16 protein-coding genes are annotated in these 16,458 nt (G+C 70.3%); 7 read left to right on the forward strand and 9 right to left on the reverse strand.

The window, feature by feature from the left end; translation table 11 throughout:
- The first annotated feature begins 5 nt into the window (after nucleotides 1–5).
- Nucleotides 6–1,493, forward strand: a complete 1,488-nt coding sequence (locus tag ABZ880_RS20165; protein ID WP_361264500.1) for a glycoside hydrolase family 3 protein — start codon at nucleotides 6–8, stop codon at nucleotides 1,491–1,493.
- Between the two features lie 135 nt (nucleotides 1,494–1,628).
- On the opposite strand, the gene nagB is transcribed toward ABZ880_RS20165, so the two are convergent.
- Nucleotides 1,629–2,414, reverse strand: coding sequence for a glucosamine-6-phosphate deaminase (nagB, locus tag ABZ880_RS20170; RefSeq protein WP_361264977.1), 786 nt, complete (start codon nucleotides 2,412–2,414; stop codon nucleotides 1,629–1,631).
- A 226-nt stretch (nucleotides 2,415–2,640) separates the two neighbouring features.
- On the opposite strand from nagB, the gene ABZ880_RS20175 reads away from it, so the two are divergent.
- The gene (locus tag ABZ880_RS20175) at nucleotides 2,641–3,711 is read left to right on the forward strand and encodes an SIS domain-containing protein (protein WP_361264502.1); all 1,071 of its coding nucleotides are present in this window, start codon (nucleotides 2,641–2,643) and stop codon (nucleotides 3,709–3,711) included.
- A gap of 39 nt (nucleotides 3,712–3,750) precedes the next feature.
- Here the strand turns inward: ABZ880_RS20175 and ABZ880_RS20180 are convergent, their stop codons facing one another.
- Nucleotides 3,751–4,503, reverse strand: coding sequence for an SDR family oxidoreductase (locus ABZ880_RS20180; RefSeq protein WP_361264504.1), 753 nt, complete (start codon nucleotides 4,501–4,503; stop codon nucleotides 3,751–3,753).
- A gap of 96 nt (nucleotides 4,504–4,599) precedes the next feature.
- Between ABZ880_RS20180 and ABZ880_RS20185 the strand changes: the two genes are divergently transcribed.
- Together ABZ880_RS20185 and ABZ880_RS20190 are read left to right on the forward strand one after the other, a co-directional pair.
- Complete coding sequence (locus ABZ880_RS20185) at nucleotides 4,600–5,232, forward strand: TetR/AcrR family transcriptional regulator (RefSeq protein ID WP_361264507.1); 633 nt, start codon at nucleotides 4,600–4,602, stop codon at nucleotides 5,230–5,232.
- A 397-nt stretch (nucleotides 5,233–5,629) separates the two neighbouring features.
- On the forward strand, nucleotides 5,630–7,096 hold the full coding sequence (locus tag ABZ880_RS20190) for a PAS domain-containing sensor histidine kinase (protein WP_361264980.1): 1,467 nt from the start codon (nucleotides 5,630–5,632) through the stop codon (nucleotides 7,094–7,096).
- Between the two features lie 209 nt (nucleotides 7,097–7,305).
- On the opposite strand, the gene ABZ880_RS20195 is transcribed toward ABZ880_RS20190, so the two are convergent.
- Both ABZ880_RS20195 and ABZ880_RS20200 read right to left on the reverse strand, forming a co-directional pair.
- On the reverse strand, nucleotides 7,306–7,563 hold the full coding sequence (locus ABZ880_RS20195; RefSeq protein WP_006142322.1) for a WhiB family transcriptional regulator: 258 nt from the start codon (nucleotides 7,561–7,563) through the stop codon (nucleotides 7,306–7,308).
- Between the two features lie 320 nt (nucleotides 7,564–7,883).
- Nucleotides 7,884–8,852, reverse strand: a complete 969-nt coding sequence (locus tag ABZ880_RS20200) for a diacylglycerol kinase family protein (protein WP_361264510.1) — start codon at nucleotides 8,850–8,852, stop codon at nucleotides 7,884–7,886.
- 158 nt (nucleotides 8,853–9,010) lie between these two features.
- Between ABZ880_RS20200 and ABZ880_RS20205 the strand changes: the two genes are divergently transcribed.
- Nucleotides 9,011–9,460, forward strand: a complete 450-nt coding sequence (locus ABZ880_RS20205) for a hypothetical protein (RefSeq protein WP_361264512.1) — start codon at nucleotides 9,011–9,013, stop codon at nucleotides 9,458–9,460.
- A 35-nt stretch (nucleotides 9,461–9,495) separates the two neighbouring features.
- On the opposite strand, the gene ABZ880_RS20210 is transcribed toward ABZ880_RS20205, so the two are convergent.
- The 3 genes from ABZ880_RS20210 to ABZ880_RS20220 form a co-directional block, all read right to left on the reverse strand.
- Entirely contained in the window at nucleotides 9,496–10,623 is a 1,128-nt protein-coding gene (locus ABZ880_RS20210) for an RNA polymerase sigma factor SigF (protein ID WP_361264515.1), read from the reverse strand.
- On the reverse strand, nucleotides 10,620–11,033 hold the full coding sequence (locus ABZ880_RS20215; protein ID WP_003992877.1) for a hypothetical protein: 414 nt from the start codon (nucleotides 11,031–11,033) through the stop codon (nucleotides 10,620–10,622). Before ABZ880_RS20215 ends, ABZ880_RS20210 begins: the two co-directional genes overlap by 4 nt.
- Before the next feature lie 270 nt (nucleotides 11,034–11,303).
- Nucleotides 11,304–11,564 (reverse strand): UBP-type zinc finger domain-containing protein, encoded by a 261-nt coding sequence (locus ABZ880_RS20220; RefSeq protein ID WP_361264518.1) that lies wholly within the window; start codon nucleotides 11,562–11,564, stop codon nucleotides 11,304–11,306.
- A 62-nt stretch (nucleotides 11,565–11,626) separates the two neighbouring features.
- Between ABZ880_RS20220 and ABZ880_RS20225 the strand changes: the two genes are divergently transcribed.
- Entirely contained in the window at nucleotides 11,627–13,231 is a 1,605-nt protein-coding gene (locus tag ABZ880_RS20225; protein WP_361264521.1) for a Na+/H+ antiporter, read from the forward strand.
- On the opposite strand, the gene ABZ880_RS20230 is transcribed toward ABZ880_RS20225, so the two are convergent.
- Nucleotides 13,204–14,121: a pyridoxal-phosphate dependent enzyme gene (locus ABZ880_RS20230; protein ID WP_361264524.1), complete on the reverse strand. Its 918-nt coding sequence runs from the start codon at nucleotides 14,119–14,121 to the stop codon at nucleotides 13,204–13,206. The genes ABZ880_RS20225 and ABZ880_RS20230 overlap by 28 nt on opposite strands.
- Before the next feature lie 22 nt (nucleotides 14,122–14,143).
- Nucleotides 14,144–14,734 carry an N-acetylmuramoyl-L-alanine amidase gene (locus ABZ880_RS20235; protein WP_361264527.1) on the reverse strand — a complete coding sequence of 197 codons (591 nt, stop codon included), beginning with the start codon at nucleotides 14,732–14,734 and terminating at the stop codon, nucleotides 14,144–14,146.
- 285 nt (nucleotides 14,735–15,019) lie between these two features.
- Here ABZ880_RS20235 and ABZ880_RS20240 point away from each other — a divergent pair, with 285 nt between their 5' ends.
- Nucleotides 15,020–16,426, forward strand: coding sequence for a family 2B encapsulin nanocompartment shell protein (locus tag ABZ880_RS20240; RefSeq protein ID WP_361264530.1), 1,407 nt, complete (start codon nucleotides 15,020–15,022; stop codon nucleotides 16,424–16,426).
- The last annotated feature ends 32 nt before the right edge of the window (nucleotides 16,427–16,458 follow it).

Consider the following 16,458-nt stretch of genomic DNA (forward strand, 5'->3'; position numbering starts at 1 on the left):
ACCCGATGACGACATTCGCCAGCGGTACAGACACCCTGACCCGCGACGCCCTGACGGTCCTTCAGCCGGGCTTCACCGGCACGACGGCCCCCGACTGGCTGCTGCGCCGCCTCGGTGAAGGCCTCGCCTCCGTAGGCCTCTTCGGCCGCAACATCGCCTCCCCCGAACAACTGGCCGCCCTGACCGCGCAGTTGCGCGCCGAGCGGGACGACGTCCTGGTCGCGATCGACGAGGAGGGCGGCGACGTCACCCGCCTCGAGGTCCGCACCGGCTCCTCCTTCCCCGGCAACAACGCGCTGGGCGCGGTCGACGACGTGGACCTCACGAGGGACGTGGCCGCGGAACTCGGCCGCCGTCTCGCCGCCTGCGGCGTCAACCTCAACTGGGCCCCGTCGGCCGACGTGAACTCCAACCCCGAGAACCCCGTGATCGGTGTCCGCTCCTTCGGCGCCGACACCGAACTGGTCGCCCGGCACACGGCCGCCTATGTCACCGGCCTGCAGTCCGCCGGAGTCGCCGCCTGCACCAAGCACTTCCCGGGCCACGGCGACACGGCCGTCGACTCCCACCACGCGCTCCCGCGCATCGACGTGGACGCGTCGGTCCTGCACTCCCGCGAACTGACCCCGTTCCGCGCGGCCATTGCCGCCGGCACCCGGGCGATCATGAGCGCACACATCCTGGTGCCGCCCCTGGACCCGGACCACCCGGCGACCCTCTCCCGCCCGATCCTCACCGACCTGCTGCGCGGCGAACTCGGCTACGACGGCCTGATCGTCACCGACGGCATGGAGATGCAGGCCATCGCCGCAACGTACGGCATCGAACGGGGCAGCGTCCTCGCGATCGCCGCCGGCGCCGACGCGATCTGCGTGGGCGGCGGCCTTGCCGACGACGAGACGGTACGCCGCCTGCGCGACGCCCTGGTCACGGCGGTCCGCACCGGCGACCTTCCCGAGGAACGTCTGGCCGACGCAGCGGAACGGGTACGGTCACTGGCCCGCTGGACGGCAACCGCAGCAGCGGCCGGCGCGGAACTCACGGCCGACCCCGAGGTCGGCCTGCGCGCGGCCCGCCGCGCCCTGAAGGTGACCGCGGCCGAGCCCTTCACCCCGCTCACCGAAGCGCCCTACGTCGCCGCCTTCACCCCGGTCGCCAACATCGCGGTCGGCGACGAGACCCCCTGGGGGGTCGCAGCGGAACTCTTCCGCCGCCTCCCCGGCACCGAAACGGGCAGCTTCGCCGGCGACTCCGCAGGCCTGGCAGCCCTGGCGGCGGCCGGCCCCCGCCGCATCGTGGCCGTGGTCCGCGACGAACACCGCCACCCCTGGATGACAACGGCCCTCGACACGGTGCTCAAAACCCATCCCGACACCATCGTCGTCGAAATGGGCCTGCCCCAGGCACCCCCTCGCGGCGCCCTCCACATCGCGACCCACGGGGCGGCCCGAGTGTGCGGCAGAGCTGCGGCAGAGGTCATCGCGGGGGAGTAGCTCCCTACGACGCGAATGGCGCCGGCCCCTCTCAAGGGGCCGGCGCCATTCGCGTTGTCAAGGGGTGCGGGGAACTGGGCGACCAGCCCAGGACGGCCCGCACCCCGCAACGAACCGCACCCGGCAGACGAACGGCTAAATCCCCTGCCAGTCCGGCTTGTTGGCAAACGTGTGCCGGAAGTAGTCCGCCAACTTCAGCTTGGACGCAGCTCCCTCGTCGACGACAACCGTCGCATGGGGGTGCAACTGCAACGCCGAGGCAGGACACACCGCCGCCACCGGCCCCTCCACAGTCGCCGCAACCGCATCCGCCTTGCCCTCGCCCGTCGCGAGAAGCACCAGATGCCGAGCCTCGAGAATCGTCCCGATCCCCTGAGTGATCACATGATGCGGCACCTGCGCAATGTCCCCGTCGAAGAACCGCGCGTTGTCCACCCGAGTCTGCTCGGTCAACGTCTTGATCCGAGTCCGCGAGGCGAGCGACGAGCACGGCTCGTTGAACCCGATGTGCCCGTCGGTCCCGATCCCGAGCAACTGCAGGTCCACCCCACCGGCCTCGGCCAACGCCCCGTCGTACGCGGCGCACGCCAACTGCACGTCCTCGGCCGTCCCGTCCGGCCCCATGAACGCGTCCATCCCGATCCCGAGCGGCTCCAGCACCTCCCGCCGCAGCACCGAACGGTACGACTCCGGATGCTCGGCCGGCAGTCCCACATACTCGTCGAGCTGCGCGATCCGCGCCCGCGAGGCGTCCACGGCACCGGAGTGCACCTGCGCCGCCAGCGCCTGGTAGATCGGCAGCGGGGTGGAACCGGTGGCCACACCGAGCAGCGCCTCGGGCTTGCGCCGCAGGAGCTGCGCCATGGCCTCGGCGATGAGCTCGCCGCCCGACTTGGCGTCCGGAACGATGACAACTTCCACGCTGGCCTGCCGATCTGAAGAAACGGTCTGAAGAGGGGAGTCAACCGGCACCCGGAACGGGCTATGTGGTTTAGACCAATCTAACAGAGTCGCCCCTTGTGGCCCAGGTGAAGCGGGGTCATCGTCTTTCCATGCGGAGGACAGGCGCCATTCGCCAAGGGGGAGTGGAATGGGTGCGACGCCGCCGCATGCAGCACCCCGCAGCCGAACCCGGAAGGACCCCGCCATGACCGCCGCGACACCGGACCCCCGCACCGACGTCCCGGGCCGGATCATGGCCCGCGAGATGGCCGAGCAGCCCGCCGTACTGCGCCGCATCCTGGAGGAGGGCGCCCCCGGCATCCGGCAGGTGGCCCAGGAGATCGCCGCCCGCAGGCCCCGTTTCGTCCTCCTGACCGCCCGCGGCACCTCCGACAACGCCGCCCTCTACGCCAAGTACCTCCTGGAGATCCGCCTCGGCCTGCCCTGCGGCCTGACCTCGATGTCCACGACCACGGCGTACGGTGCCCGCCCCGACCTCGCCGACGTCCTCGTCGTCACCGTCAGCCAGTCCGGCGGCTCCCCGGACCTGGTGGCCTCGACCCGGGCCGCCCGCGAGGCCGGCGCGATCACCCTCGCCGTCACGAACAACCCCGGCTCACCGCTGGCCGGCGTCTCCGAGTACCACGTCGACATCATGGCCGGACCCGAGAAGGCCCTCCCCGCGACCAAGACCTACACGGCCTCCCTCCTCGCGCTGTACCTCTTCGTCGAAGGTCTGCACGGCGGCGACGGCACCCCCGCGAAGGTGCTCCCTCATCTCGCCGAGCAACTCCTCGGCCGGCAGGACGAGATCCGCGCCCTCGCCGCCCGCTACCGCTTCGCCGAACGCATGGTCATCACCTCCCGCGGCTACGGCTACCCCACGGCCAAGGAGGCCGCCCTCAAGCTGATGGAGACCAGCTACATCCCCGCCCTCTCCTACTCCGGCGCCGACCTCCTGCACGGCCCGCTCGCCATGGTCGACAACGTCTCCCCGGTCATCGCGGTCGTCACCGACGGCAAGGGCGGCGAGGCCCTCCAGCCCGTCCTCGACCGGCTGCGCGGCCGCGGCGCCGACCTGTTCGTCGTCGGCCCCGCGCACCAGGTCGAACAGGCCTCGGCCGGCTTCGTCCTGCCCACCGAGGGAGTGGCCGAGGAGGTCCAGCCCATCCTGGAGATCATTCCGCTGCAGCTCCTGGCTCACGAGATCACCATCGCCCGAGGCCAGGACCCGGACGCCCCGCGGGCGTTGGCGAAGGTGACGGAGACGCGCTGAGCGCAGCAGGCGCGGACTCGGCACCTGCTTCCTCGGCGCTCACGTCAGCGAACCCCCCGTCACATCCACCCAGCTCCCCGTGACCCACCGCCCCGCGTCGGAGGCCAGGAACGCCACCACATCCGCGACATCGGCCGTCTCGCCCACCCTGCCCAGCGCCGATATCGCGGCTGCCTGCTCCCACCCGCCCGCAGTGCCGTGCAGCAGTTCGTACGTGTTGTCCGTGTCGATGATTCCCGGCGCGACCGAGTTCACCGTGATGCCCCGGGGGCCCAGCACCTTGGACAGGTCGCGGGAGAAGACGTCGAGCGCGCCCTTGGTCATCGCGTACGCCACGTTGTCCGGCATCGCGGCCGTCCGGGCCAGGCCCGACGAGATGTTGACGACCCGGCCCCCGTCGCGCAGCCGCGCGATGCCCTGCCGGACGATGAAGAACGGTGCCTTCACATTCACGGCGAAGGCCCTGTCGTACTCCTGCTCCCCGATCTCGTCGATCCGTCGCGTTTTCCCGACCGCGGCGTTGTTCACCAGGATGTCCAGCCCGTCCGCGTACCGGTCGAACTCCGCCCACAGCGCTTCCGCGTCCCCCGGCCGCCCCAGCTCCGCCCCGATCGCGAACGCCGAACCGCCCGCCGACTCGATCGCGGCCACCGTCTCCTTCGCCGCCGCCTCGTTGACGCCGTAGTGCACCGCGACTCGCGCCCCGTCGCGCCCCAGCCGCTCGGCGATCCCCCGCCCGATGCCCCTGCTCGCCCCCGTGACGAGTGCCGTCCTGCCCGCAAGCACGCCCATGCCGGTGCCCCCTTCGTAATTCCCTAGCGGTCGCTACAAAAAGACCGTACAGCAGCCCGCCGACATTTCTCTAGCGCCCCCTATACAATTCACTCCATGGTGGGCAGCGAGGACACGAAGACCAAGGCCGCACCGGCCTCCAGGCCGCGCGGCCGCCCCCGTTCCTTCGACCGCGAGACCGCGCTCGAGAAGGCGGTCATGGCGTTCTGGGAGCACGGGTACGAGGCGACCTCCGTCTCCGACCTCACGCGGGTCATGGGCATCGGGGCGCCGAGCCTGTACGCGGCCTTCGGTGACAAGCGGGCGCTGTTCGATGAGGTCGTGACCGTGTACGGCGCGCGCTACGGCTCCTTCGGCGACCGCGCCCTCGCCGAGGAGCCCACCGCCCGGGCGGCCGTGGCGCGGATGCTGCGGGAGGCCGCCGCCGAGTACACGGCCCCCGGCCGCCCGCACGGCTGCCTCGTCATCCATGCGGCCACGAACTGCACGAGCCCCGAGGTCGAGAAGTCCCTGCGCGAGCGCCGCAACGCCAACATCGCCGCCTTCGAGAGCCGTATCAGGGCAGACATCGCATCGGGGGAGCTGCCGGCCGGGACCGACGCCGCCGCGCTCGCCCGGCACACCGGAGCGATCATCCAGGGCATGTCCCAACAGGCACGCGACGGGGCGAGCCGCGCGGAGTTGGAGGCGCTCGCGGAAATTGCCATGGCCATCTGGCCCCGCACATGAACCCACACGGGTTAGGCTGCGTGGTGGATGCTAGGGCGTCCGAACAGTTGGAGACCGTCCGAGAAATCACAACAACGAACAGGCTCCAACGCATGGACACGCATAGTGGTCTAGTCCACAATTGAACCAGAGACTTCCGTCTTCCCCGCACAGGAAGGCGGACCGAGGAACCGGAGCTCTCTGCCCTGACTGCCCCGGCTCCTCAACCTTCGGCCGACACCGGGACCGCACACCCCGCGGCCGATATTGCTCCGGGCTGCGGTGCCGAGAGGGTTGAGGGTCCCTCTCAGGCGCCGCGGCCCGCGGGTGTTTTCCGGGCCCGTACGGCGCCTGCTGCGCAGGGCCGCTCATTTCGGAGCCGTACAAACCGCCAGGTACGCTCGCACACGTGCCCTCCATGAACGAACTGGTCCGCCAGCACACCGCCCTCGACGACTCCGACCTCGAGTGGCTCCATCTGCTGGTCTCGGAGTGGCAGCTGCTCTCCGACCTCTCCTTCGCCGACCTCGTCCTGTGGGTCCCCACCAGCGACGGCACCCGGTATGTCTCGGTCGCCCAGATGCGCCCCAACACCGGCCCGACCTCGTACCAGGACGACATGGTGGGCCACCTCGTCCCGCGCGGCCGCCGCCCCATGCTGGACGCGGCGCTCGACGAGGGCCGGATCGTGCGCGAGGGCGACCCCGAGTGGCGCGAGGAGGTCCCGGTCCGGGTCGAGTCGATTCCGGTACGGCGCGAGGGGCGCGTCCTCGGTGTCATCGCGCGCAACACCAACCTCCTGACCGTACGCACGCCCAGCCGCCTGGAGTTGACGTACCTCCAGAGCGCCTCGGACCTCGCGCAGATGATCGCGGCCGGCGCCTTCCCGTTCGCGAACCAGCAGATGGACATGGACGCCGCGCCGCGGGTCGGCGACGGTCTGATCCGCCTCGACGCCGACGGGATCGTCCAGTACGCCTCCCCGAACGCACTCTCCGCCTACCACCGCATGGGCCTCGCCTCCGACCTCGTCGGCCAGCACCTCGGCAAGACCACCGCCGAACTCGCCCCGACCCGTGGGCCGGTGGACGAGGCGCTGAGCAAGGTCGCCAGCGGCTGGGCGCCGCGCGAGTTCGAGATCGAGGCCAACGACGGGGTCATCCAGTTCCGGGCCATCCCGCTCAAACCCAAGGGCACGCGCATCGGTTCGCTGGTCCTGCTCCGGGATGTCACCGAACTGCGCCGTCGCGAGCGTGAGTTGATCACCAAGGACGCGACCATCCGGGAGATCCACCACCGGGTGAAGAACAACCTCCAGACGGTCGCCGCCCTGCTTCGCCTGCAGGCCCGGCGCATTGATTCCGACCGCGGACGCGAAGCACTCGAAGAGGCCGTCCGCCGCGTCGGATCGATCGCGATCGTGCACGAGACGCTCTCCCAGAACCTGGACGAGCGCGTGGAGTTCGACGAGATCGCCGACCGCGTGCTGGCCATGGTCGCGGAGATCTCGCCGGGCAAGGTCACCGGCCGGCGCTCCGGCCGCTTCGGCATCCTGGACGCCGAGGTGGCCACCCCGCTGTCGATGGTGCTGACCGAGATCCTCCAGAACGCCCTCGAACACGGCTTCCGCGAGGGCGACACCGGCACGGTCGAGGTCTCCGCGGTCCGCGGAGGTACCACCAAGGAGGCCCGCCTTTTGGTCACCGTCCAGGACGACGGCGTCGGCCTGCCCGAGGGCTTCGACCCGCACACCGCGGGCAACCTGGGGCTGCAGATCGTACGGACCCTGGTGGAAGGGGAGTTGGGCGGCACGTTCGACATGGTGCCGGCGCCGGAGCGCGGCACCCGGGTGATCCTCGACGTGCCGGTGCGGGCGAACAAGTAACGCAGCACGCCGGCGCTGCCGTACCCAACTGGCGCCGTACGCAAGGCCGGTGGACAGCAAGAAGCCCCGGACCGTTCCCAGGTCCGGGGCTCGAATGCTCGTTGCCAGCTTGTGCTGCGCATCGGGGGTACTGCGCGCTGCGGCTCGGGGGCGGGAGATGCGTACTCGCTGTACGCGCCGCCAAGCTCAGGCTTTGTGGGGCGGGTGTGTCAGGCGGAGGCCTGACGGGCCCGGTTGCGGGCGGCACGGCGCTTCATGGCGCGGCGCTCGTCCTCGCTGAGGCCACCCCAGACGCCGGAGTCCTGGCCGGACTCGAGCGCCCACTGCAGACACTGATCCATAACGGGGCAGCGACGGCAGACGGCCTTGGCTTCCTCGATCTGCAGCAGCGCAGGACCGGTGTTGCCGATGGGGAAGAAGAGCTCGGGGTCTTCCTCGCGGCAAACGGCGTTGTGACGCCAGTCCATGGCTGCTACCTCTCCTTGGTATTACATGCAAGTTGCTTGTGAATGTGAACGCTTTCACGAATCCCTCAACAAGTGAAGGGCCGCCCGACAGGTTTCCCTGTCGTGGTCCTGGGGTTTGAAGAGGGGTTCCGGTGGCCTGTGGACGCTGGTGTTGCGGGCTGTCCCGACCGCCACGTAGAGACTCGCAAACCTCAGCGGCGGATACAACCCCTTCCGGAAAGTTTTTTTTGATTCCTCGGTGTCGACTAGGTCACAGCCGTACTTCCATGGGGTGGATCCTGGCCTAAACGTTCGAGTGAAAGGACTTCAGCCCTTTCTGCTCACACAATCACACGCAGTGCACGGCGTACGCCTGTGAACGTCACGCTCGTACGCAGCCCCAGGTGGTCGCCGTCCATCTGAAGGGGTAGGGGCGCCTTCGAATGCAAGGTGAACTGGTCCAGGTCGTGCAGAGACAGGGCGTGCTTGCCGTGGGGTCCGCGCTCGGGGGACGAAGTGAGCAATTGTGTGGAATACCGGACGGCTGCGACCGTGGACATACGGCTGAGACCGAGTACGTCGAGCCCGGTATCGAACGAGGCCTTAGGTGCCGCGTACACCGGGCGATTGCCCAGATACGTCCAGGGGGACGTGTTGCAGATTATGGACATCACCAGGTCGGTCACCGGCTCCTCGCCGGGCCGCTCCAGGGTGATCGTGCCGTGCCGCCGGTTGGGCTCCTGCAGGAACTGCCGTGCGACCTGGCGCAGGTAAAGGGCGTGTGTGGATTTCTTGCCCTGCTCACGCTGCTGTTCGACCCGGCCGACCACGCCCGCGTCGAAGCCGAGCCCCGCGCAGAAGGTGAACCAGCGCGCCGGCACCGCCTCGTCCTCGGTGCCCGGGGTGCCCGCGGCTATGCCCATGCCGACCGTGCGCTCACTGCCCTCGCGCAGGGCGTCCAGAAGTGCGCCGGTCGCCTCCACGGCGTCGTTCGGCAGGCCCAGGGCGCGGGCGAAGACGTTGGTGGAGCCGCCTGGGACCACGGCGAGGCGGGGGAGGCCCTCCGGATTCGGGCCTGCGTGCAGCAGGCCGTTGACCACCTCGTTGACCGTGCCGTCGCCGCCGAGGGCCACGACCAGGTCGATGTCCTCGCTCTCCGCCGCCTGCCGGCCCAGGTCGCGTGCGTGGCCGCGGTACTCGGTGGTGACCGCCTCGAGTTTCATCTCGCTCGCGAGGGCGTGGATCAGGACGTCGCGCGTACGTGCGCTTGTGGTGGTAGCTGCCGGGTTGGCCACGAGAAGTGCACGCATGGGTTGCAGCGTACCTACTGGGTGGTACCGGGCACAGGCCGAGGTAGGGATCAGGTAAGAGGCGGGGCGTGAGTCTCACCACGGGGACCCGGCTCAACCCCGCCGCGGGGGCCTGCGTCCCCGGCCGGCCGTCAGCTGCCCAGGGCTACCCTTCAGGGGTGACCAGTGAGCAGACCCCCGCCACCGAGGAAGACACCGGCGCCCGCCCGCGCCGTCTGACGTACGCCGCCGCGCTCGCCGCGCTGGAAGGGATCGCGCTGCTCGCCGGCGGAGTCTGGATGCTCGTGGAGGGCCTCGGAGGAGACCCGGACGACCGCGGGTCCGCCGTCACCGGCGGCATCACGCTGATCGTCCTCGCCCTGCTGCCGCTGCTGGCCGCGCGCGGGCTGCTGGGGCAGAAGAGCTGGAGCCGCGGCCCGGCCGTCATCACGCAGATCATGGCGCTGCCGGTGGCCTACAACCTGCTGCAGGCCGACAGTGTGGCGATTCCGGCGGGGATCGCGCTGGCGGTCGTGGCCGTCGCGTCCCTGGTGCTGCTGGTCAATCCGGCGACGACCCAGGCCCTCGGGATCAAGGGACCGGGTCGCGCACAGGACGGCAAGCACTAGTTCGTACGGCGCCGCAGTGGCCGTAGAGCTGCGGTCTACTCCTCGACCAGGAGCTTCTCGCGCAGCTGGGCCAGGGTGCGGGCCAGCAGGCGGGAGACGTGCATCTGGGAGATGCCGACCTCCTGCGCGATCTGCGACTGGGTCATGTTGCCGAAGAAACGCAGCAGCAGGATCCGCTTCTCGCGCGGCGGGAGATCCTCCAGGAGCGGCTTGAGGGACTCGCGGTACTCGACGCCCTCCAGGGCCTCGTCCTCGGCGCCCAGGGTGTCGGCGACGGCCGGGGACTCGTCGTCAGTGTCGGGGACGTCCAGGGACAGCGTGGAGTACGCGTTGGCCGACTCCAGGCCCTCCAGGACCTCCTCCTCCGAGATCGCCAGCTTCTCGGCGAGCTCGTGGACCGTGGGGGAGCGGCCGTGCTGCTGGGAGAGCTCCGCGGTCGCCGTGGTGAGCGCGAGGCGCAGCTCCTGCAGGCGCCGGGGCACGCGGACCGCCCAGCCCTTGTCGCGGAAGTGCCGCTTGATCTCGCCGACGACCGTCGGGGTCGCGTACGTCGAGAACTCGACGCCGCGGTCCGGGTCGAAGCGGTCGACCGACTTGATCAGGCCGATGGTGGCGACCTGGGTGAGGTCGTCCAGCGGCTCGCCGCGGTTGCGGAAGCGGCGCGCGAGGTGCTCGACGAGCGGCAGGTGCATACGGACCAGCTTGTTGCGCAGCTCCGCGTACTCCGCGCTGCCGTCCTTCAGCTCCCGCAGCTCGACGAACATGGCGCGCGCCCCGCTGCGGTCCTGTGCCGCGTCGTGCTGAGTGGCCTGCTGCACGCTCGGCGCGTCCTGGCCGTCGCCCTCGGCGTTTCGCTCGTGCTCGCTCATCGTCCCGCCCGTCGCCCTTCTCCGAGCCCTAGCCTCCGCTCGGACCGGGGTGACCCCGTTCCGTCCGTCCAGAGGGGTGCTCTGCACGGCGCCTTCCCGTTCCCACTGCCCGTCGTCCAGGAGGCCGGCCTCCGTGGAGTCGTCCTCCGGGTGCGGCCGGGCCTGCTCGGGGATGCCCGCCATGCCGTCGGTGCCGACGGCATCCTCCGTGCGTCGGGACCCGCCTGTGCCCTCGGCCGGCAGCTCCCGTGTGCCGCGCTCTTCGTCACGCACCGGCCCGTCCCCTGTCCTCACGCCGGCCCGGGTCCCGCGCCGCGCTGTTTGTAGAGGCTGATCGAAACGGTTTTGTCCTTGTCCACGGCGGAGGAGACCTTGCCCGCGAGAGCGGACAGGACGGTCCAGGCGAAGGTGTCCCGCGAGGGGGCATGGCCGTCGGTGGTCGGCGCCGAGACGGTGACCTCGAGAGAGTCGTCGACGAGCCGGAAGACACAGCTGAGCACCGAGCCGGGCACGGCCTGCTGGAGCAGGATCGCGCAGGCCTCGTCCACCGCGATGCGCAGGTCCTCGATCTCGTCGAGGGTGAAGTCCAAACGGGCCGCGAGGCCGGCAGTCGCCGTACGCAGCACCGACAGGTAGGCACCCGCGGCCGGCAGCCGGACTTCCACGAAGTCCTGGGTCGCGGGCTCGCCTGCGATCTGGGACACCCTCACCTCCAAGGTGGTACAAGCTTTTCGGGGCCGAGGGTTGCCCCCCGGGGTAACGCGATGTGTGGTTCAGCGGTGACGCTATCGCGCTCTCAACTTTCCTGTCCCCAGGACCCCAACCCCTTGCCGTCACTCACAGTAAACCTGTGGATACGCTCCGTGTCTAGGGGTCTGCGGCTCCAATTGGGAAGAACGCGCGCCGGGTTGACGTACCCAGACGTCAGACGGTCGAACCGTCCGGATCGTGGGTCGTCCCCCGGTCGTCCAGGGTCACACGAGAACGTGGTCCACGAAGCACCATCGCCAGTTCTCGCCGGGCTCGAACGTGCGCATGATCGGGTGTCCTGAGTCCTTGTGGTGCTCTGTGGCGTGCCGTCCCGGCGAGGAGTCGCAGCAGCCGACGTGGCCGCAGGCGAGGCACAGCCGCAGTTGTACCGGGTGCGTTCCCTGCGCCAGGCACTCCGGACATGTCTCGGTCAGCGGACCGGGTTCCGGGAGCGGCAGCGCGTCGGCATGCGTGCACTGTTTCATGATTGCCAGATTACGACGGGTGTGCGGATGGCCGCGCGGAAAAACGAGGGTGGGCGAGGGTCATGGACGTGATGCCACTGCTGTTGCTGGTGGCGGCCAGCACCGCGATCGCGGCGGCCGCCCGGCGCACCCCGGTGCCGGCCCCGCTGCTGCTCGTCGCGGTGGGACTCGCCGCCTCGTACGTCCCCGGGGTGCCGGACTACACCCTCGACCCGGACATCGTGCTGCCGCTCGTGCTGCCCCCGCTGCTGCACAAGGAGGCCGTCGAGAGCTCGTACCTCGATCTGCGGGCCTCGATGCGGCCGGTGGCGCTGCTGTCGGTGGGCTACGTGCTCTTCGCGACCTTCGTGGTCGGCTGGGCCGCCTATCTGATCGTGCCGGGGCTGCCGCTGCCCGCGGCGCTGGCACTGGGCGCGGTGGTGGCGCCCACGGACGCGGTCGCGGCGGCGGCGGTCGCCCGGCGGGTGGGGCTGCCCTCGCGGATCACCACGATCCTGCAGGGCGAGTCGCTGCTGAACGACGCGACCGCGATCACCGCGTACCGGGTCGCCGTCGCGGCCGCGGTCGGCGAGGGCGCCTCCTGGATCGGCGGGATCGGCGAGTTCCTGCTGGCGGCGTTCGGCGGCGTCGCGGTCGGGCTGGTGCTGATGCTGCCGATCCACTGGCTGCGCACGCACGTGAAGGAGGCGCTGCTGCAGAACACCATGTCGCTGCTGATCCCGTTCGTCGCCTACGCCGTCGCCGAGCAGGTGCACGCCTCCGGAGTCCTCGCGGTCGTGGTCGTGGCCCTCTATCTCGGACACCGCGCGTGGGAGGTCGATTTCGCCACCCGCCTCCAGGAGGACGCGGTGTGGAAGGTGGTCGCCTTCGTCCTCGAGTCGGCGGTGTTCGCCCTCATCGGACTGCAGCTGCAGGTCGTCCTCAAGGGCCTCGGGGACTACGAGGGCGTGGACGCCGCCTGGTACGCGGTCGCCGTCTTCCTGGTGGTCGTGGTGACCCGGTTCGTGTGGGTGTACCCGGGGACGTTCTTGCCCCGCATACTGTCCGCGCGGATCAGGGAACGCGAGGCCAACCCCACCTGGAGAGGGCCGATCGTGACGTCCTGGGCGGCCATGCGGGGCGTCGTCTCGCTGGCCATCGCCTTCTCGATCCCGCTCACCGTGCACGGCGGCGAGCCCTTTCCGCAGCGCAACCTCATCCTGTTCTTGACCTTCACGACGGTCATCGGGACGCTGGTGGTGCAGGGGCTCACCCTGGCACCGGTGATCCGTCTGCTGAACTTCCCCGCCCGGGACGCGCAGGCCGAGACGCTCGCGGAGGCCAACGCCCAGGCGCAGGCCTCCCGGGTCGCCGAGCAGCGCCTGGACGAACTCCTCGACGACGAGCGCAACGCCCTTCCGCCGCCCCTCGCCGACCGTCTGCGCCAGGTCCTGGAGCGCCGCCGCAACGCCGTCTGGGAACGCCTCGGCCAGACCAACCCGGTCACCGGTGAATCCGTCGACGACACCTACCGCCGTCTGTCCCGGGAGATGATCGGCGCCGAGCGCGCGATGTTCGTCAGGCTGCGGGACGGCCGCTACATCGACGACGAGATGCTGCGGACGCTGCTGCGCAGGCTGGACCTGGAGGAGGCGGCGGCCTACCGGGAGACGGCGGACGGCTCCTGAGGAAACGGGCGCCCGGTGACGACGGCCGCCACCGTCGTCCCGCGCGCAAGAGCTCCCTCTTCGGCCAGGGCGACAAGTCCGTACAGCAACTTGGCGACATACAGACGCTCGACCGGCACCCCATGACGCTGCTCGAAGTCCTCGGCGAAGGCGTCGAGTTCGTAGGGCACGCGCGCATAGCCGCCGAAATGGAAGCGGTCGTCGAGGCTCCAGTCGCCGATACGGCCGCCGAACGCCTCCTTCTGGAGGCCCTCTATGTCGGCGGTCAGGAAGCCGCCCTTGAGGACCGGTACGCCCAGGGCGCGCTGGTCGGGGGCGAGCCCGGCGGCCAGCCCGGCGAGCGTGCCGCCGGTACCGCAGGCCAGGGCGACGACGTCGGCCTCGCCGCGCAGCTCCTCGCCCAGGGCCCGGCAGCCGCGTACGGCCTCGGCGTTGCTGCCGCCCTCGGGGACGACGTACGCGTGCTCGGTGCCGACGTCGCGCAGCACGCGCGCGAGGGTGTCGGCTTCGGCCTTGCGGCGGTACGTCGACCTGTCGACGAAGTGCAGCCGCATGCCGTCGGCCGCGCACCGGGCCAGCGAGGGGTTGAGCGGACGGTCGGCCAGCTCCTGGCCGCGCACCACGCCCACCGTGGGCAGCCCGAGGAGGCGGCCCGCGGCGGCCGTGGCGCGCAGATGGTTGGAGTACGCGCCGCCGAAGGTGACGACGGTACGGCCGGTCGCGGCGGTGAGGTTCGGCGCCAGCTTGCGCCACTTGTTGCCGATCAGCTCCGGGTGGATCAGGTCGTCGCGCTTGAGGAGGAGACGGATGCCGTGGCGTGCGAAGCGGTCGTCCGGCAGTTCCTGCAAGGGGGAGGGCAGCCGGGGGTGCAGGGTGTCGAGGCCGGTCACCCGGCCATTGTGACCGGGGGCCTCACTTCAGGCGCTCCCGGATCCGCTCCCGCATCGACGCCATCGTGAACCCACGCGGGTCCACCTTGCCCGGCTGCCACTCCAGGTGGCCGATGACCGACCGCTCCGTCCAGCCGTGGTGCCGGCACACCGCCGCGGCGGCCTTCTCGATGGCCTCCAGCTGGGCGGCCGGCCAGGGGTCCTCGCCGTCGCCGAGGTTCTCGCACTCGAAGCCGTAGAAGTGCCGGTTGCCGTCGGTGTTCGCCTCGTTGTCCGGCGGAAGCGCCTTCTCGGCGATCACCGCGCGCAGCACGTCGTCGTCGCCGAGGCCCGCGTGGTTGGCGCGGCCGTAGCCGACCAGGTGGACCGTGCCGTCCTTGGTGATGACGCCGTGGCAGAGGGGGCCGGGCAGGCCCGTGTAGCCGTCCCGGCAGATCTGGACGGTGCGTTCGCTGCCGCTCGTCACCGTGTGGTGGATCATCACGCCGTGGACCGGGCCCCACGGCCCCTTGTGGTTGCGGTTGTGGTGCTCCCAGTCGCCCACCTCGACGACCGTCAGGCCCTCCGCCCTGAGCCCCTCCAGGAAACTGTCCGCGGACATGGGTGAGGCCATGACCGCCTCCTTCGTGCCGTGCCGGCGGCCGCCGTGCGCGGCCCCTCGTGTCGTAGGTCTTACCGACAGTGCATGGCCGATTACACATGGTTCGGGTGGTGGGTGGCTCGATCCGGACACCCCGTCGGCTGGACAGAATTCGCGTATCTGCCCAGCCGGGAGTGATCCATTCCCCCTCTTTCGTGTAATAGCACCGACACGCTCCGTGATGGGAGGCTTACTCGTGGAGATCGACGCAGCCGCGCAGTCGGGCGCCGGCTGTATGACCGGGAGGGCAGTTCTCATATGTCGGTAGGCGAAGAGGTCCGTACGGAGCAGGGCAAGCCGCAGCAGAGTCTCGGCACCGCTGCCGCACGGAACCTGGCCACCACGACCAAGTCCGCACCCCAGATGCAGGAGATCAGCTCGCGCTGGCTGCTGCGCATGCTGCCGTGGGTGAACGTCCAGGGCGGCACGTACCGGGTGAACCGGCGCCTGACCTACGCCGTCGGGGACGGCCGCATCACGTTCGTGAAGACCGGCGACCGGGTCGAGGTCATCCCCGCCGAGCTCGGCGAGCTTCCCGCCCTGCGCTCGTACGAGGACGAGGAGGTGCTCTCGGAGCTCGCCCAGCGCTGCCGGCAGCAGGAGTTCGCGCCGGGGTCCGTGATCGCCTCGTTCGGCAGCCGGACCGACGAGGTGCACCTGCTGGCGCACGGCAGGGTCGAGAAGGTCGGCACGGGCCCGTACGGCGACGACGCGGTCCTCGGGGTGCTCGCCGACGGCGCCTACTTCGGCGATGCGGCCCTGCTTGACCCGGACGCCATCTGGGAGTACACGGCCCGCGCGGACACCGCGTGTACGGTGCTCGTGCTGTCCCGTCAGGACGTCGACCAGGTCGCGGAGCGCTCCGACTCCCTGCGCGAGCACCTCCAGCAGCTGCGCTCGATTCCGCAGCAGCGCACCAACAAGTTCGGCGAGAAGGAGGTCGACCTCGCCGCGGGGCACAGCGGCGAGCCCGACATTCCGCACACCTTCGTCGACTACGAGGCCAGGCCCCGCGAGTACGAACTGAGCATCGCCCAGACCGTGCTGCGCATCCACTCGCGCGTGGCCGACCTCTACAACCAGCCGATGAACCAGACCGAGCAGCAACTCAGGCTCACCGTCGAGGCGTTGAAGGAGCGCCAGGAGCACGAGCTGGTCAACAACCGCGAGTTCGGGCTGCTCCACAACTGCGAGTACGACCAGCGGCTCCAGCCGCACGACGGCGTGCCCAGCCCCGACGACCTGGACGAGCTGCTCAGCCGGCGCCGCGGCACCAAGCTGCTGCTCGCCCACCCGCGCGCGATCTCCGCGATCGGCCGCGAGCTCAACAAGCGCGGTCTGGTCCCCGAGACCATCGAGGTGGCGGGCAACCGCATCCCGACCTGGCGCGGTGTGCCGATCTACCCGTGCAACAAGATCCCGGTGAGCGAGTCCCGTACGAGCTCGATCATCGCGATGCGCACCGGGGAGGCCGAGCAGGGTGTCGTCGGACTGCAGCAGGCAGGCATCCCGGACGAGATCGAGCCGAGCCTGTCCGTGCGCTTCATGGGCATCAACGAACAGGCGATCATCAAGTACCTCGTGACGGCGTACTACTCGGCCGCTGTGCTCGTGCCGGACGCCCTCGGCGTCCTGGAGAACGTCGAGATCGGTCGTTGGAGGTGACGTTTCTGCACCTCGGAGCCGTGTCCCCGCCC

The organism is Streptomyces sp. NPDC047043 (assembly GCF_040644055.1).
GTDB lineage: Bacteria > Actinomycetota > Actinomycetes > Streptomycetales > Streptomycetaceae > Streptomyces.

Coding starts and splice junctions, on each gene's coding strand:
- ABZ880_RS20165 (WP_361264500.1), top strand. CDS start 6: ATGACGACATTCGCCAGCGGTACAGACACCCTGACCCGCGACGCCCTG.
- ABZ880_RS20175 (WP_361264502.1), top strand. CDS start 2,641: ATGACCGCCGCGACACCGGACCCCCGCACCGACGTCCCGGGCCGGATC.
- ABZ880_RS20180 (WP_361264504.1), bottom strand. CDS start 4,503: ATGGGCGTGCTTGCGGGCAGGACGGCACTCGTCACGGGGGCGAGCAGG.
- ABZ880_RS20185 (WP_361264507.1), top strand. CDS start 4,600: ATGGTGGGCAGCGAGGACACGAAGACCAAGGCCGCACCGGCCTCCAGG.
- ABZ880_RS20190 (WP_361264980.1), top strand. CDS start 5,630: ATGAACGAACTGGTCCGCCAGCACACCGCCCTCGACGACTCCGACCTC.
- ABZ880_RS20195 (WP_006142322.1), bottom strand. CDS start 7,563: ATGGACTGGCGTCACAACGCCGTTTGCCGCGAGGAAGACCCCGAGCTC.
- ABZ880_RS20200 (WP_361264510.1), bottom strand. CDS start 8,852: ATGCGTGCACTTCTCGTGGCCAACCCGGCAGCTACCACCACAAGCGCA.
- ABZ880_RS20220 (WP_361264518.1), bottom strand. CDS start 11,564: ATGAAACAGTGCACGCATGCCGACGCGCTGCCGCTCCCGGAACCCGGT.
- ABZ880_RS20225 (WP_361264521.1), top strand. CDS start 11,627: ATGGACGTGATGCCACTGCTGTTGCTGGTGGCGGCCAGCACCGCGATC.
- ABZ880_RS20235 (WP_361264527.1), bottom strand. CDS start 14,734: ATGGCCTCACCCATGTCCGCGGACAGTTTCCTGGAGGGGCTCAGGGCG.
- ABZ880_RS20240 (WP_361264530.1), top strand. CDS start 15,020: ATGTCGGTAGGCGAAGAGGTCCGTACGGAGCAGGGCAAGCCGCAGCAG.